General features: G+C 65.6%; 15 protein-coding genes. 5 read left to right on the forward strand and 10 right to left on the reverse strand.

Annotation, left to right across the window (positions count from 1 at the left end):
- Positions 1–66: 66 nt before the first annotated feature.
- The 6 genes from AC1DMY_RS15905 to AC1DMY_RS15930 form a co-directional block, all read right to left on the reverse strand.
- Positions 67–915: a symmetrical bis(5'-nucleosyl)-tetraphosphatase gene (locus tag AC1DMY_RS15905; RefSeq protein WP_477165889.1), complete on the reverse strand. Its 849-nt coding sequence runs from the start codon at positions 913–915 to the stop codon at positions 67–69.
- On the reverse strand, positions 915–1,298 hold the full coding sequence (gene apaG, locus AC1DMY_RS15910; RefSeq protein ID WP_046972288.1) for a Co2+/Mg2+ efflux protein ApaG: 384 nt from the start codon (positions 1,296–1,298) through the stop codon (positions 915–917). Before apaG ends, AC1DMY_RS15905 begins: the two co-directional genes overlap by 1 nt.
- 87 nt (positions 1,299–1,385) lie before the next feature.
- Positions 1,386–2,171: a 16S rRNA (adenine(1518)-N(6)/adenine(1519)-N(6))-dimethyltransferase RsmA gene (gene rsmA / locus AC1DMY_RS15915; RefSeq protein WP_441604397.1), complete on the reverse strand. Its 786-nt coding sequence runs from the start codon at positions 2,169–2,171 to the stop codon at positions 1,386–1,388.
- On the reverse strand, positions 2,168–3,178 hold the full coding sequence (pdxA, locus tag AC1DMY_RS15920; protein ID WP_477165890.1) for a 4-hydroxythreonine-4-phosphate dehydrogenase PdxA: 1,011 nt from the start codon (positions 3,176–3,178) through the stop codon (positions 2,168–2,170). Before pdxA ends, rsmA begins: the two co-directional genes overlap by 4 nt.
- A 7-nt stretch (positions 3,179–3,185) precedes the next feature.
- Positions 3,186–4,535 carry a peptidylprolyl isomerase gene (locus AC1DMY_RS15925; RefSeq protein WP_477165891.1) on the reverse strand — a complete coding sequence of 450 codons (1,350 nt, stop codon included), beginning with the start codon at positions 4,533–4,535 and terminating at the stop codon, positions 3,186–3,188.
- A gap of 39 nt (positions 4,536–4,574) precedes the next feature.
- Positions 4,575–7,049, reverse strand: coding sequence for an LPS-assembly protein LptD (locus AC1DMY_RS15930; protein WP_477165892.1), 2,475 nt, complete (start codon positions 7,047–7,049; stop codon positions 4,575–4,577).
- Between the two features lie 92 nt (positions 7,050–7,141).
- On the opposite strand from AC1DMY_RS15930, the gene msrB reads away from it, so the two are divergent.
- A complete protein-coding gene (gene msrB, locus AC1DMY_RS15935; protein WP_477165893.1) occupies positions 7,142–7,546 on the forward strand; it encodes a peptide-methionine (R)-S-oxide reductase MsrB in 405 nt (134 codons plus the stop codon).
- A gap of 10 nt (positions 7,547–7,556) precedes the next feature.
- Here the strand turns inward: msrB and AC1DMY_RS15940 are convergent, their stop codons facing one another.
- From AC1DMY_RS15940 to AC1DMY_RS15950, 3 genes are read right to left on the reverse strand one after another with little or no spacing between them, the layout of a single operon-like run.
- Entirely contained in the window at positions 7,557–8,480 is a 924-nt protein-coding gene (locus AC1DMY_RS15940) for a histone deacetylase family protein (RefSeq protein ID WP_477165894.1), read from the reverse strand.
- Between the two features lie 6 nt (positions 8,481–8,486).
- Positions 8,487–9,053: a cob(I)yrinic acid a,c-diamide adenosyltransferase gene (locus AC1DMY_RS15945; protein ID WP_477165895.1), complete on the reverse strand. Its 567-nt coding sequence runs from the start codon at positions 9,051–9,053 to the stop codon at positions 8,487–8,489.
- Between the two features lie 17 nt (positions 9,054–9,070).
- A complete protein-coding gene (locus AC1DMY_RS15950) occupies positions 9,071–9,676 on the reverse strand; it encodes a hypothetical protein (protein ID WP_477165896.1) in 606 nt (201 codons plus the stop codon).
- A 146-nt stretch (positions 9,677–9,822) separates the two neighbouring features.
- Here AC1DMY_RS15950 and ubiH point away from each other — a divergent pair, with 146 nt between their 5' ends.
- The 3 genes from ubiH to AC1DMY_RS15965 are packed head-to-tail and all read left to right on the forward strand — an operon-like array spanning position 9,823 to position 13,092.
- Complete coding sequence (ubiH, locus tag AC1DMY_RS15955) at positions 9,823–11,052, forward strand: 2-octaprenyl-6-methoxyphenyl hydroxylase (RefSeq protein WP_477165897.1); 1,230 nt, start codon at positions 9,823–9,825, stop codon at positions 11,050–11,052.
- The gene (locus AC1DMY_RS15960) at positions 11,049–12,269 is read left to right on the forward strand and encodes a UbiH/UbiF/VisC/COQ6 family ubiquinone biosynthesis hydroxylase (protein ID WP_477165898.1); all 1,221 of its coding nucleotides are present in this window, start codon (positions 11,049–11,051) and stop codon (positions 12,267–12,269) included. Before ubiH ends, AC1DMY_RS15960 begins: the two co-directional genes overlap by 4 nt.
- A 34-nt stretch (positions 12,270–12,303) precedes the next feature.
- Positions 12,304–13,092 carry a dienelactone hydrolase family protein gene (locus tag AC1DMY_RS15965; protein WP_477165899.1) on the forward strand — a complete coding sequence of 263 codons (789 nt, stop codon included), beginning with the start codon at positions 12,304–12,306 and terminating at the stop codon, positions 13,090–13,092.
- A 99-nt stretch (positions 13,093–13,191) separates the two neighbouring features.
- Here AC1DMY_RS15965 and AC1DMY_RS15970 read toward each other — a convergent pair whose 3' ends face one another.
- Positions 13,192–14,193 (reverse strand): polyprenyl synthetase family protein, encoded by a 1,002-nt coding sequence (locus AC1DMY_RS15970; protein ID WP_477165900.1) that lies wholly within the window; start codon positions 14,191–14,193, stop codon positions 13,192–13,194.
- A gap of 136 nt (positions 14,194–14,329) precedes the next feature.
- Between AC1DMY_RS15970 and AC1DMY_RS15975 the strand changes: the two genes are divergently transcribed.
- On the forward strand, positions 14,330–15,547 hold the full coding sequence (locus AC1DMY_RS15975; protein ID WP_477165901.1) for an MFS transporter: 1,218 nt from the start codon (positions 14,330–14,332) through the stop codon (positions 15,545–15,547).
- Positions 15,548–15,579: the final 32 nt, after the last annotated feature.

The raw sequence follows: 15,579 nt of genomic DNA on the forward strand, positions 1-15,579 counted from the left end.
CGACAGCCAACGGAGCGATGAATACCATGACGCCGCAGTCGCGCACAGGGTGCGCTCCCACAAGGCTCAATCCCCGTCGGGAACCTTCTTTCGAAAAGGCTCGGCATTGACGGTGATGTATTGCGGTTCTTCCGTGTCCAGGCGCAGCGCCGTGAGCTGTCCACCCCACACGCAACCCGTATCGATCGCATGGATGCCGATGCCCGCGAAACGGCCCAGCGCCGACCAGTGGCCGCAGACGATGCGCGTCTCGCGCCGGCGCATGCCGGGCACTTCGAACCACGGATACATGCCGGGCTTCTGCGTGCCGGGCACGCCCTTGCTCTCGAAGTCGATGCGGCCCTGGATGTCGCAGTAGCGCATGCGCGTGAGTGTGTTGATCGACGCGCGCATGCGTTCGACGCCTTGCAGGCGGCTGTTCCATGCCGCCGGGCGATTGCCGAACAGATTCTTCAGCAGGCGCGGATGGCGCGGGCCACCCAGTTCGCGCTCGATCTCCTGCGCCGAGCGCTGGGCCTGGCGCAGCGTCCACATGGGCGCCAGGCCCGCATGCACCATCGTCCAGTTGAGCTGCTCGTCGTGATGCAGCAGCTTCTGCGAGCGCAGCCATTCCAGCAGCACGGGCGCGTCGTCGGCGAACAACACCTCACGCAGTTCCGGATTCACCTTGGACTGCGCTTCGGGGCGTCGCTGGCCGATCGCCAGCAGGCTGAGATCGTGGTTGCCGAGTGTGACGATCGATTGCTCGCGCAGGCTATGGATCAGCCGCAGCGTCTGCAGCGACTGTCCGCCGCGATTGACCAGGTCGCCGCAAAACCACAAGCGATCCACCGAGGGATCGAAGCGGATCTTGTCGAGCAGGCGTACAAGTTCGGGATGACAGCCCTGCACGTCACCGATTGCGTACGTAGCCATCAGTGCAGGGTACGTGGAATCGACAGGGTGAACGGCGGGATCGCCGCTTCGAAGTGGGTCCCATCATCGGCCAGCATTTGATAGCTGCCCTGCATGATGCCCACCGAGGTCTCCAGCACCGCGCCCGAGGTGTATTCGTATTCGTCGCCGGGACGGATCCACGGCTGCTCGCCTACGACGCCTTCACCCGTGACTTCTTCGACCTTGCCGTTGGCGTCGGTGATGACCCAGTGACGCGTCAACAGGCGCGCGGCGATATCGCCAGCGTTGTGCAGGGTGATCGTGTAGGCGAAAACGTAGCGGTTGTCGCCGGGACGAGATTGGTCGGGGACAAAGCGGGGTTCGACCTGCACGTCGATCGTGTAGGAAGATCTTTCATTCATGGCCCGATTGTACGGGTTGTCGGGGTCCATGGGTAAAGCTGCGGGCCACTCGATGGCATCGAGGGCCATCGAGCGACGGGCCGCGTATCAACCGTGCGGAACACGGGCGAGACGGACATAGTCCTGGGGTGAAAGCGTCTCGGCGCGGGCCTTGGGGTCCACGTCGGCGGCCATGATGGCGCTGCTGTCCATCACGTTCTTCAGGGCATTGTTCAGCGTCTTGCGGCGCTGCGCGAAAGCGGCCTTCACGATGGCATGAATGCGCTCGGGGTCGGCATCGGGCAATTGATCGGGACCCAGCGGCACCAGTCGCACCACGGCCGAGTCCACCTTCGGCGGCGGCCGGAAGGCGCCCGGCGGCACCACGAACAGCGGCTCGACGCGGCAGACCAGCTGCAACATCACGGACAGACGTCCATAGACTTTGCTGCCCGGCTCCGCGGCCATGCGATCCACCACTTCCTTCTGCAGCATGAAGTGCATGTCCTGGATCGCGGCGGCGTGCTCCACGCAATGGAACAGGATCGGGCTGGAGATGTAGTACGGCAGGTTGCCGGCGACGCGCAGGCGCTCCACGCCGTGGCGATGGGCCAGCGCGGTGAAGTCCACTTTCAGCACGTCCGAATGGATGATGCTGAGCTCGCCGACGCTGGCGGCACGCGCCTGCAGGCCAGGGATCAGATCCGTATCCAGCTCGATCGCGGTGAGCTTGCCGGCCGCCGCCAGCAGCGGCAGCGTGAGCGCGCCTTCACCGGGGCCGATCTCCACCACAAAATCATCGGCACGCGGCGAGATGGCGCTGACGATGCGCTCGATATAGCGCTTCTCGTGCAGAAAGTGCTGGCCGAAACTTTTCTTGGGGCGGGCGTTCATGCTTGTCCTTGCGCGAGGTCGCGGCGTCGTGCCACCAGCTCAAGCGCCATCTTTGTTGCTGCAATAAGGCTGGCCGGATCCGCGCGGCCGGTACCGGCCAGATCGAGCGCCGTGCCATGGTCGACGGAAGTGCGGATGAAAGGCAGTCCCAGCGTGAGGTTCACCGTGCGGTCGAACGCTTCGCTCTTGAGCACCGGCAGCGCCTGGTCGTGATACATCGCCAGCACCGCGTCGTAACGCTCGCGCAGCGCCGGCACAAAGGCGGTATCGGCGGGCAGCGGGCCGAGCAGCTGCATGCCTTCGGCGCGCAGAGCGTCGAGCGTGGGGATGATGGTGTCCAGTTCCTCGTGGCCGAGGTGACCGCCTTCACCGGCATGCGGATTGAGCCCAAGCACGGCGATGCGCGGTTCGGCCAGGCCGAATTTGCCGCGAAGCTCCGCATGGACGATGCGCAGCACGCGCGCCAGGGTGTCGCGGGTAATCGCGGCCGGCACGGCGGACAGCGGCAGATGCGTCGTGGCCAAGGACACGCGCAGCTCCGGGCTGGCGAGCATCATCACCACCTCCGCGCCCGCGCGTTCGGCGAAAAATTCGGTGTGGCCACTGAAGGGTATGCCGGCCTCGTTGATCGACGCCTTTTGCAGTGGCGCGGTAACGACGGCGGCGTAGCGGCCCTGCAGGCAGCCGTCGGCGGCCTCGGCCAACGTGGCGAGCACGTGCTGAGCGTTGGCCGGGTCGGGCACGCCCGGTGCCTCGAGGGCGCCGAGCGCGACATGGCGGACGCGCAATTGGCCGGGCTGGCGCTCGACGATGTCGCTGCCGTCGTCGTCGATCAGCTGGACGGTTTGCCCGCAGCGCTGCGCGGCGCGTTCAAGCAGGCCGCGATCAGTCACCGCAACGAAATTGGCCGCCAGCGGAGTGGCGGCCAATCGGATGACGAGCTCGGGACCGATCCCCGCTGGCTCACCTGCGGTGATGGCCAGCCGGGGCAGGGTCTGGGTCTTCAACGCGACCTCAGGACGACTTCTGGGGCTGCGGCGCGTTGGGGTCACGCAGCTCCGGCACCAGGATGTTCACATAGGCGCTGGAACGCATGTCGCGCAGGTAATCCTCATAGGCCTGCTCGGCCTTGCGGTTGCCGATCGCCTGGCGTGCCTGGTTGCGCGAAAGCTCATCGGTACGGTCGCTCTGGCGGCTGCCCAGGCGCTCCAGGATGTGCCAGCCGGCTTCGCTCTGGAACGGCGGGGAAACCTGATTGTCCTTCAGCTCGCCTAGGTGCTGGGCGATGGTCGAGCCCCAGTCGTTTTGCATGAACCAGCCCATGTCGCCGCCATTGTTGGCGGTGGTGTCGTCCTTGGAGTTCTCCTTCGCCAGCTTGGCGAAGTCCTCATGCTTGTTGACCAGGCGGTTGTAGATGTCCTCGGCCTTCTGGTGCGCCTGTTCCGCGGTCAGCAGCTCGCTGGGGCGGATCAGGATCTGGCGGGCGTGGTATTCCTCGACCACCTGACGGCTCGGAGCGCGCTGTTCAATCAGCTTGAGAATGTGGAAGCCGGTGGGGCCGCGCATGGCCGGCGAGACATCGCCCGCCTTCATGTTGCCCACCGCATCGGCAAAGGCCGGCGGGATTTCGTCCATACGGCGAAAGCCCAGGTCGCCGCCGTCGAGCGCGTCCTGCGCATCGGAGTAGCGGATGGCTGCAGCGTGGAAATCCATGCCGCCCTTGATGGCGTCCGTGGCCTGGGTGGCCTTGTCCTGGGCTGCCTTGATGTCGGCGGCGGTGGCGCCGGCCGGCAGGCTCACCTGGATGTGAGCCAGGTGGACTTCACCCGCCTTATAGGACGGGCTGGCCAGCATGTTGTTGATTTCGCTGTCGGTAATGCTCACCTGGTCGCGCACCACGCTGTCATGCAGGCGCTGGGCGACGAGCTGATCGGACAGCTGGCGGCGGAAGGCGGCAAAGCTGTTGCCATCCGCTTCCACGGCGCCGCGCAGCTGCTCCGGCGTCATTTTGTTCTGCTGCGCCACGGCGTTCACGGCCTGGTCGACGTCGGCGTCCGACACGCGGATGCCCTGGTCGTCGGCGCGCTGCACCTGCAGCTTCATCAGGATCAGGCGGTCCAGGACCTGGCGGCGCAACACGTCGATCGGCGGCAACTGGCCGGGATTGCTGGCGTACTGCTGCTGGACCGAACGGACGGCCTCGTTCAGCTCGCTCTGCAGGATCACGCCCTCGTCCACCACCGCCACGATCCGGTCGAGCGGCTGGTTGCCCTGGCCTGCAGCCTGGGGCAGCAGCTGGGCATGGGCGGGCAGGGCGGTCGCGGTGGCGACCGCGAGCAGGAACAACGCGAGAGGCTGCTTCATCAGTACGGGGCCTTCGATCGCCGTGGGCGATAGGGGAAGTTATTGATAACCAAGAATACCATTGCGGATGGCGTTTTCCGACTGGCCGGTGAAACCGCCCATACCCTTGAACTCCACCTCGAACATGATCGCCGTGTTGGCCGAGCCAAGCGCGGTGGTGTAGTCGTAGGTATTCACGTAATGGCGTCCCACCAGGCGCAGAGCCACGCAACAGCTGTCGTACTCCACGCCGGCCAGGGCCTCCACGGTCTTCTTGTCGAGTACCGAGTAGGTCCAGTGGCCGATCAGGCGCCAGCGATCGGAGACGGGATAGACAATCGAGGCGTCGTATTGTTCCAGCAGCGGTGATTCGGTGCCGGGCTGGCGACGGTAGCGGTAGGAGAAGTTGAGGACGCCATCGGTCTTGATGCGCTTTTGCAGCGTAATGGCGCCCAGGTCCGTGAGACTCAGATTCGGGTTCCACTGGTACTGGGACATCAATTTCCAGTCGTCGCTGAGCTGGGTGCTGAGGTCGATGATGTAGTCGGAGCCGGACCAGTTGGTCGGTGCCGGAGCCGTGTTGTTGGTGGTCGGGATCTGCACCCGCTGCTGGGTGAAATAGCGGATCTGGCCGAAGCTCGCCGAGAGGCGCTCCACGCCGTTGTCGTCCAGCAAGCGCGAGGTCAACATGGCGCTGAGGTTGTTCGCGTTCTCTTGGCGGTCGGCGCCGGAGAAGGTGTTGGGCGTGAACAGCTCCCAGGTGTCGAACGACATCAGGTTGGTGTCGAACAGCGGCAAGTTGTTCTGGTTGCGATACGGCACATACAGGTAATACAGGCGCGGTTCGAGCGTCTGCGTATAGCCGGTGCCAAACAGCGAAGTGCTTCGATCGAACACGAGGCCGCTGTCCACGCTGACGATGGGCAGCGAACGACTCGGCGAGTTGCTGGTGAACGGCGACGTCGTGCCAGAGGCGAGCGGCGTGTAGTAACCGTATTGCTGAGTGTTGCCGGTGAGATCATAGCCCGTGTAGCGATACGCGACCCTGGGTTTCACGAACCAGGCAGCGCCACGGAAGTCGGCCTGGATATACGGATAAAGATCCAGGCGATTGCCTTCGACGGAGTCTTCCTTGCGGAAGGCGACCGCTTCGGTATTGGCGCCCACGTCCAGCCAGCGATTGACCGGGTAGTCGACGTTGAAGGTCGCGCGCGGCCAGCGCTTGTACTGCACTGACGTATCCGGCAGCGAGTAGTCGGCGTTCTGGTAGTAGTCCGCGCCGAAGCTGGCATTCCAGAACGCCGCGCCCCACTTGCCTGCGCCGTTGATATACGTCGAAGAAACCAGCTGACTGGTCGTGGTCGTGTAGAAGTCGTTGCCGAAGTCGCGCAGATAGTTGCGGTCCGACGCCAGGTTGATGCCCGCGTTGAGCGACCACGGGCCGTACAGATGGGTGGAGTCGTAAAGCTTCAGCAACCAGCGGTCGGTGCCCTTGGTGTTCTCGGTGCTATCGGGATCGTTCGCGCCGTTGTCGTGCGGCAGGAACTCGACGTTCACCTGGCCCTGGCTGCCCGGTACGAGATAGCGAAACTCGCTTGCCAGCATCACGCCACGATCCGTATAGATGCGCGGGTCAAGCGTGGCGTCATAGTTCGGCGCCAGGTTTAGGTAGTACGGCGCGCTCACCATGAAACCCGAGCGGCTGGAGTTGCCGATGGTCGGGGTCAGGAAGCCGGACTTGCGGTCGTCGTTGATCGGAAAGGTGAAGGTGGGCAGCCAGAAGAACGGCACGTTGTACAAGTACATGGTGGCGTCATGCGCCACGCCTTCACCGGTTTCCTTGTCCATGCGGATGTCTTTCGCATGGAGTTCCCACACGTGGTTGCCCACATCGCAGGTGGAATAGGTGGCGTTGAAATACCGGCTGCGCTGGTCATCCAGCATCTGGCCCTGGGTGGCCACGCCGTTGCCGCGATTGGTCAGCATCTGGTAGCTGACGTTGTCCGCGATCGACGTGCTCGCATCCTGGTTGCCGCGCATATGGTCGGACGAAACCAGCTGGCCGACTTCCTGATAGCGCACGTTGCCGCGCGCGTCGTAGTCGGTGGTGTCGTCGCTGTAGTCGGCGACGTCGGCCTGCATGCGCTGGTCGGCGCGATCCATCTTCACGTCGCCTTCCAGGTGATAGACGCTCTGGTTGGAGCTGTCCACGCGCTGGGCGGCGACATAGGTATTGGATGTCTCGCGGACCGAGCTGTCCTTGCTCATGGTCGGGTCGTAGAACGACAGCATCGCGTTCGGGCGACACATGTTGTAGTTCAGCGGACGCGTCGGGCAGCGGAACGCTCCCAGCGGGCAGTTCGACGCCGCCGGCGGCGCCACGCTCGGCGTGGTGGGCGCGCTGGGCTGGCTGGGTGCGGGTTGCGCTTCGGCTGCCGACTGGGCCTCGACCGGGCCACCGAACAAGGCAAGGGCAGCGGCGACCGCCAGCAGGCGGCGAGGGGGCAGGTGGCGCGGAGGCAGCTTGGGCGTCACGATGGCAGTCTGTCGGCTGTGAGGCTCGTAAAACTAGCAGAAAGGCCTCGTGGACGGCAGTTGGATAGCGCACGCCGGGAGAAGGATTCAGCATGAGCGAGCAGAAAACGGGCAAGAGTGACGACCAATGGCGGGCCGAGTTGACGCCGCAGCAATATGCGGTGTGCCGATGCTCCGCCACCGAGCCGCCGTTCAGCGGCAAGTGGTACCGGCACAAGGGCGCAGGCACCTACGTCTGCGTCGCCTGCCAGGCGCCCTTGTTCGCGTCGGAGGCCAAATACGATTCGGGCTCCGGCTGGCCCAGTTTTTTCCAGCCGCTGGTGCGCAAGGCCATCACCCTGGTGCAGGACGACAAGCACGGCATGCGCCGCACCGAGGTGCGCTGTGCCGCCTGCGAATCGCATCTGGGGCACGTCTTTCCGGACGGACCCAAGCCGACCGGCCTGCGCTATTGCATCAATTCGGTGGCGCTGGATTTCAGCCCGTCCTGCGCTTGATTGCCGGAGCTCAGGCGTCGAGCAATTCGCCCACGTGGGCGGCCACGCTGGTGGACAGGGCGAGCAGGTTGTAGCCGCCCTCCAGGGTCGACACCACGCGTCCTTGCGCATGCGCACGGGCCACGTCGACCAGGCGCTGGGTGATCCAGGCGTAGTCCTCGCTGCCAAGGCGCAGGTCGGCCAGCGGGTCGTTGCGATGGGCGTCGAAACCCGCCGACACCAGCAACAGCTGCGGCTTGAACGCGTGCAGCTTGGGAATCAGCACGCCCTCCCACAGCTCGCGGAATTCATAGGAGCCATCGCCGGGAGAAAGCGGTGCGTTGACGATGTTGCCCACGCCGTGTTCGTCCGCGCTGCCGGTTTCCGGATAGAGCGGCATCTGATGACTGGAGATGAACATCACGCGCGGCTCGCGGGCGAAGATTTCCTGCGTACCGTTGCCGTGATGCACGTCGAAGTCGGCGATGGCGACGCGCTTGAGCCCGTGCGCGGCGACTGCATGGGCGGCGCCGACGGCCACGTTGTTGAACAGGCAGAAACCCATCGCGCGATCGGGCGTGGCGTGGTGGCCTGGCGGGCGCACCGCGCAAAAAGCCATGCCGCCCTCTGATCCCAGCACCGCGTCTACAGCCGCAACCACCGCGCCGGCGGCGCGCAGGGCGGCTTCGGCCGAACCAGGAGACATCAGAGTGTCTTCGTCGAGACGGACCGTGCCTTCCTCGGGTGTGATCGAAAGAATGCGCTCGACATGCTCCGGCGTGTGCACCCGCAGCAACTGCTCGCGCGTGGCGCGCGGCGCTTCCACCCGATCGAGCGCCGCAAAGCGGTCCTGATCCAGCGCCTGCAGCACCGAGCGCAGGCGCGAGGGCGATTCAGGCTGGGCCGGGCCGGGGTCGTGCTGCAGGCAGCTGGCGTGGGTGTAGAGCCGCAGCATCGATGGTCACGCCTGGGGCTTGCGGCGGCGCTCGTGTTGCCACAGCACTTCGCCATGGCCGCTGGCGCGGGCCAGTACGCGCGAGAGCACAAATAGCAGGTCGGACAGGCGATTGAGATAGCGCTGCGCTTGCGGGCGGACCTCTTCCACGCGACCCAGCGCAATCACCTCGCGCTCGGCGCGACGGCACACCGTGCGTGCGAGATGGCAGCAGGACGCCGCCATGCCGCCGCCGGGCAGGATGAAATCCTTCAGCGGCGGCAGCGGATCGTTGAAGCGGTCGAGCACCTGTTCGAGGCTCTCGATATCGGCGTCATGGACCATCGCCATGCCCGGGATGCACAGCTCGCCGCCCAGGTCGAACAAGTCGTGCTGTACCTGGGTCAGCGTTTCGCGCACATCGTCGTCCACGCCATCGGACGCCAGCACCATGCCGATCGTGCTGTTGAGCTCATCGACCGTGCCGTAGGCGCCGACGCGCAGCGAATCCTTGGCGACGCGAGATCCGTCGCCCAGGCCGGTGCTGCCATCGTCGCCCGTGCGCGTATAGATCTTCGAAAGACGGTTACCCATCGCGGCTGCCTATGGACTCAGTGCGACAGCTTGGACGAATCGGCGTGACCGAGCGTGCGCGACAGCTGCACCACCAGGCCGTGCACGACCAGACCGAGTGCCACATAGAGCACCGTGGTCTCGAGGAAGAAGCCGTACCAGTCGACCATGTTCTCGAACCATGCGGCGATGCTGCGCGGCTGCGGCACGGTGCTGCTCAGCCAGTAGTAGCTGCCGTTGGAGATGACGTAGCAGGCGAGCCAGCTGACCAGCAGGGCGGCCACGGTAAAGCCGAGGCTGCGCGCGTTGAGGCCCAGCTTCTGGCCGGCCAGCCAGCTGCCGCCCAGCCACAGGCTGGCGTATGCCGGGACCAGGAACCAGTAAGCCGCCGAGACGCAGTAGTGATCCCAGAAACTGATGCCCTGGTTGCTGATGACCAGGTAGTCGACCAGCACGGCCTCGGCCAAGAGCAGCGGCAGCGCCCAGCGCACCGAGCCGCGCAGCCAGAAGCCGGCCAGGAAGAAGATGCCCCACGAGGCATCCCACACATCGTGATGGAACAGCGAAAGGTGAATACGGGTCGCGGCCATCACCACGGCCAAGGCCAGGAAGATGCCTAGGCGCTGGGTCTGCGTCTTAGCCATGAGCTGCTCCAAAAAGGTCGCGTCGAATGCAAGCGGCAAGTCTATCGCAATTGGGCAGAGCCACGCCCGGGGTCTGGCCATGCTCTTGCGCCATGCCTTGCCCACGTCATAGTTCAGAGCATCCCCGGCGCGTATCATGCGGCGCCATGACGAACTCATCCTCCCAGGCTGCCACCCCGCGGCCGGTGCTCATCGTCGGCGGCGGGCTGGTCGGCGCCAGCCTGGCCATCGCCCTGGACGCGGCCGGCATCGATGCGGTGATGGTCGAAGCCGCCGCGCCGCGCATCGGCGATCAGCCCAGCTACGACGAACGCAACCTCGCCCTGGCGCGCGCCACCGTCAACGGGCTTACCGCCATTGGCGTGTGGAAGCACGCGGCGGCCCAGGCCACGCCGATCCATCACATCCACGTCACGCGGGCCGGCGAGTTCGGCAGCGTGCAGATGGATGCGGCACGGCAGGGCGTGGATGCGCTGGGCTGGACGTTGCCTGCGCGCGAACTGGGCGCGGCGCTGCTGCGACGGCTGGACGAATGCACGCGCCTGCGCCGCCTGGCGCCCGCGCGGGTGGAATCGCTGGAGCCGGTGGCTGACGGTTGGCGTGCACGCATCCGGACGCAGGATACGGTCGTCGATATCGAAACACCGCTGCTGGTCGGTGCCGATGGCACCGCTTCGTTTGTGCGCGACCGGCTGGGCATCGAAGCCGAACGCCATGATTACCGCCAGACTTTGTTTGTCTGCACGGTGACGCCGGAGCGCGACCACGCGCACCGCGCCTACGAACGCTTTGCCGACCAAGGGCCGATTGCCCTGCTGCCGCTCGCCAATCGTCGCTGCGGACTCGTGCTTACCGTGTCGCAGGCCGAAGCCAAGACCGTCGAGGCCATGGACGACGAGGCCTTTATCGCGCTGGCGCAGGAGCGTTTCGGTTGGCGGCTGGGGCGGCTGAGCCGTCCGGGCAAGCGTCACCCTTATGCGATCCAGCGGGTGGCGGCGCGTTCGCTGGTATCCACGCGAGCCGTGCTGGTTGGCAATGCCGCGCAAACGGTGCATCCGATTGGCGCGCAAGGCTTCAACCTCGGCTTGCGCGATGCGTTGACGCTGGCTGAAATGCTGACCGATGCGCCCGATCCAGGTTCCGAAGATTTGTTGGCGAACTACGCGGCCCGCCGCGCGCCTGATCGCGACGGCACCATGACGATGAGCCATGGACTGGTGCAACTGGCCTGCCTGCCACAACCCTTGCTGGCGCCGCTGCGATCCATCGCCATGCTCGCGTTCGATCGCCTGCCGCCGTTGCAGCGCCTGCTGGCGCGACGCGGCATGGGTTTTCGCGGCGAGCCACCCAAGGCGGTACTGGAGCGACTGCCATGAGCGTGACCCCGATGGCCCGCAGCGAATCGCGTCGTCGCGGTCCTGCGCTGGACGTGGCCGTGGTGGGCGGCGGCATGGTGGGCGCGGCGACGGCACTGGCGCTGGCACGTGCCGGTTTTGCCACCGCACTGCTCGAAGCGCGCGCACCGGCGCCGTGGTCGGTGCATGACGAGGTGGACCTGCGCGTGGTGGGCCTGGCGCCATCGTCGATTGCCTTGCTCGACGATCTTGGCGTGTGGACGTCCATTCGCAGCTCGCGCTCCAGCCCTTATGCGCAGATGCATGTGTGGGATGCCGCGAGCGGTGCGGCCATCCACTTCGATGCCGCGCAACAAGACCGCGACCTGCTCGGCTACATCGTAGAAAACAATCTCGTGCAGTGGCAGCTTTGGCAGGCGCTGGAATCCGCCGGCGTGCGTCCCCTGTGTCCTGCGCAGGTCAGTGGCTACGAGGTGCTCGAAGATCGCGTACAGCTGACCCTGCACGGTGCGGAAGCGGAGACGATCTCCGCACGCCTGCTGGTCGCCGCCGATGGGGCTGCGTCGCCCTTGCGCGCGATGGCCGGGATCGAAACCCATGGGCGCGACTATGCGCAGCGTGGCGTCGTGGCGCATGTCTCGACCGAGCGCGCGCACGAAGGTACGGCGTGGCAACGCTTCCTCGACACTGGGCCGCTGGCCTTGCTGCCGCTGGCGGACGGTCGCAGCTCCATCGTGTGGTCGTTGCCGGAAGAAGAGGCGCAGCGCGTGCTTGCGCTCGATGATCAGGCGTTCTTCGATGAGCTTGGCATGGCGAGCGACTTCCGGCTTGGCCGCATCATCGGCGCCACGGCGCGTGCGGCCTTCCCATTGCGCCTGCAGCTGGCCGAAACCTATCAGGCCGAGCGCTTCGTGCTGCTCGGCGATGCCGCCCATGCGGTCCATCCCTTGGCAGGGCAGGGCGTGAACCTGGGCCTGCGTGATGTGGTTGAGCTGCGCGACACGCTGGTCGCGGCGCGCGGTGCCGGCAGCGATATCGCAGCGCCTCACGTGCTGCGCCGCTATGCGCGTCGCCGCCGCAGCGCCGACACGATGGATGCGCTGGGCTTCGATGCGCTGGCGCGCATCTATGCGTGGCAGGCCTCGCCGCTGGTCGCTGCGCGTGGTCTGGGCGTGCGCCTCATCGACAAGTTGTCACCCATCAAACGCAGACTCGCAGAACACGCCGCCGGCCTGTAGACCGTTCGAAACCCCGCAACCAGGAGTGGACGCCATGCGCATTGCCCGTCTTTGCAGTTTGCTGTTGCTTTCAGGAGTCGCCTTCGCCGCGCAGGCGAAGATGGTGGAAAAGCCGGTGGAATGGACCCAGGACGGCACCACCTTCCATAGCGTGCTGGTGTATGACGATGCCGTCGCCACCAAGCGCCCTGGCCTGGTGATGGTGCCCAACTGGTATGGCGTGAACGATGGCGCGATCAAGAAGGCCGAAGGCATCGCGGGCAAGGATTACGTGATCCTGGTGACCGACATGTACGGCGAAAAGACCCGCCCGACCAACGACGACCAGGCCAAGGCAGCCACCAAGCCGCTGTACACCGACCGCGCGCTGATGCGCAAACGCATCGACCTGGCGCTGGAGCAGTTGAAGGCGCAGGGCAAGACCGCGCCGATCGACGTCAGCAAGCTGGCCGCCATCGGCTTCTGCTTCGGCGGCTCCGCCGTGCTTGACCTCGCCCGCAGCGGCGCCGACGTGGCGGCAGTGGTGTCGTTCCACGGCGGCTTGCAGACCGACGACCCGTCGTTGGCCAAGAACATCAAGGCACGCGTGCTGGTGATGAACGGCGCCGACGACAAGGGCACCATGCCCGATGCCGACAAGTTCATGGACGAAATGCGCGGCAGCAAGGCCGACTGGCAGTTCGTGGTGCTGGGCAACGCGGTGCATTGCTTCACCGAGACCGATCAGCACAGCGCAGGGTGCGCTTATGACGAACGTGCGGCGCAGCGCAGCTATCGGATGATGCGCGATTGGCTGCATGGGGCGTTTAGCAACACGCCGTAACGTTATCGCGGGGCGAGTCGCGCACAGGGTGCGCTCCCACAGGGATACCACCACCACTGTGGGAGCGCACCCTGTGCGCGACTCAATCTTGCGAAGAACTTAGAAGCTGCGCTGCACCGAATAATCCGCCAGCGTCGCCATGGCCTCGCGCCACGGCGAATCAGGCAGCGCGCGCAGCGCATCGCGTGCGGCATCGGCATGCATCACGGCGCGTTCGTGGGTGCGCTCGAGCGCACCGGAATCGCGGATGGCGGCGATGATGCGGTCCAGCGAATCCAGCCCGCCATGCTCGATGGCGTGGCGCAGCGACTGCTTCTGTTCGGCATCCGCACGCTGCAGCGCATAGATCAGCGGCAGCGTCGGCTTGCCCTCGGCGAGATCGTCACCGATGTTCTTGCCCAGCGTGCCGGCATCCGAGGTGTAGTCGAGCAGGTCGTCGGCGATCTGGAAGGCGTAGCCCAGCTGCATGCCGTAGCGGCGCAGGGCGGTGCACTGTTCCACCGGCAGGCCGCCCAGCAGGCCGCCGAGTTCGGTGGCGGCGGCGAACAGTACGGCGGTCTTGCGTTCGATCACATCCAGATAGGCCGCCTCATTGACGTCGGCATTGCCGATGTTGAGCAGCTGCAGCACCTCGCCCTCGGCGATGGTGTTGGTGGTGTCGGCCAGGATGCGCATGATGCGCATGTCATCGAGCTCGACCATCATCTGGAACGAGCGCGAATACAGAAAGTCGCCCACCAGCACGCTGGCTGCGTTGCCCCACAGGGCGTTGGCGGTCTTGCGGCCGCGGCGCAGGTCCGATTCGTCCACCACGTCATCGTGCAGCAGGGTGGAGGTATGAATGAACTCGATCACCGCCGCCAGCTTGATGTGGTGCTCGCCGTGATAGCCGGCCGCGTTGGCCGCCAGTACGTGCAGCATCGGGCGCAGGCGCTTGCCGCCACCGGCAATGATGTGGTCGGCGATCTGGTTGATCAGCACTACGTCCGACGAGAGGCGCTGGCGGATCAGGGAGTCGACCCGGTGCATGTCTGCAGCGGCGAGCCCGCGAACGGCGGCAAAGTCGGCAGAGCGGCGGGTGTCGGCTTGGGTCGTGGTCATGAGGCAATCGTAGCGTCGTATCACGGGATTATAGAGAGAGTTGGGCGCAAGAAACCGCCGCGACACGGCACCACGGTTGGTTTTTTGGGGTCAAACGTATAATCGGTGACTCATGCGACCCTTTTAAGAAGCCCCGGTGAGCAAACTCTCCCCACTTGAACGACGCAGCGCGCTGACCCTGGCCTGCGTGATCAGCCTGCGCTTGTTTGGCCTGTTCGTGATCATGCCGGTGTTTTCGCTCTATGCGCAGCAGATGCCGGATGCCACGCCGTGGCTGATCGGGCTGGCGCTGGGCGTGTATGGACTGGGGCAGGTTCTGCTGCAGATACCGTTGGGCCTGCTGTCGGACCGCATTGGCCGCAAGCCGGCGATCACCCTGGGCTTGCTGGTCTTTGCCGGCGGCGGCCTGGTGGCGGTCATGTCGCACGGGCTGATGGGCATCGTGATCGGGCGTGCCCTGCAAGGCATGGGCGCCGTGGCGGGTGCCGGCACGGCCCTGGCGGCCGACCTGACACGCCATGAAAACCGCAGCAAGGTCATGGGCATCATCGGCGTATCCATCGGCGTGGCGTTTCTGCTGGCGCTGATTCTCGGCCCGCCGCTGGAAGCCGTGGCCGGACTCTCCGGCCTGTTCGCGGCCACGTCCATGCTGGCCCTGGCGGCGCTCGTCCTGCTGTGGCTGATCGTGCCCACGCCCGAGCGGGCGTCCGCGCCGGCAGCAGCCAGCTGGGCCAGCGTTTTGTCGATGTTGCGTGATGGCCGCATGCTCGTGCTCAACGGGTCGGTGTTCTTTCTGCACATGTTGTTGACGGCCAGCTTCGTGGGCTTGCCGTTGCTTCTGGCCAATCGATTGCATTTGCCGGTGAATCGTCATTGGGAGCTTTATCTGCCGGTGATGGTGATCGCGGCCTTTGTGATGGGCGCCTGCCTGCATCGCATGCGCGATCTCGCGCAAAGCCTGAAGCTGGTAGCTGTATGTGTCGCCGCAACAGGGTTGGGGTTGCTGGGATTTGGCCTGTCCGGCGATCACGTGGCGGTGCTGGGCGTGGCGGCAGCGGTGTTCTTCTCCGCCTTCAACCTGCTGGAAGCGGCGCTGCCCAGCCTGGTGTCGCAATTGGCGCCCGGCTCGATGCGCGGCGCAGCCATGGGCGCCTATTCGACCAGCCAGTTCCTGGGCGCTTTCGTCGGTGGCGCGGTCGGTGGCATCGCCCTGGGCCGACTTGGTGTCGATGGCGTATTTCTTTGCGCAGCTGCGCTCACCCTGGTCTGGCTGCCGCTGGTGCTGCTCGGCGCCCGTCGTATCGAGGCTGGCCGGGCAGGTTTGGATGCGGCACCTGCTGCCGGGGGCGCGTAACGCGGCCACGAATGCTCAGAGATGCGGCGCCG

This window comes from Dyella sp. 01L423 (genome assembly GCF_056399945.1).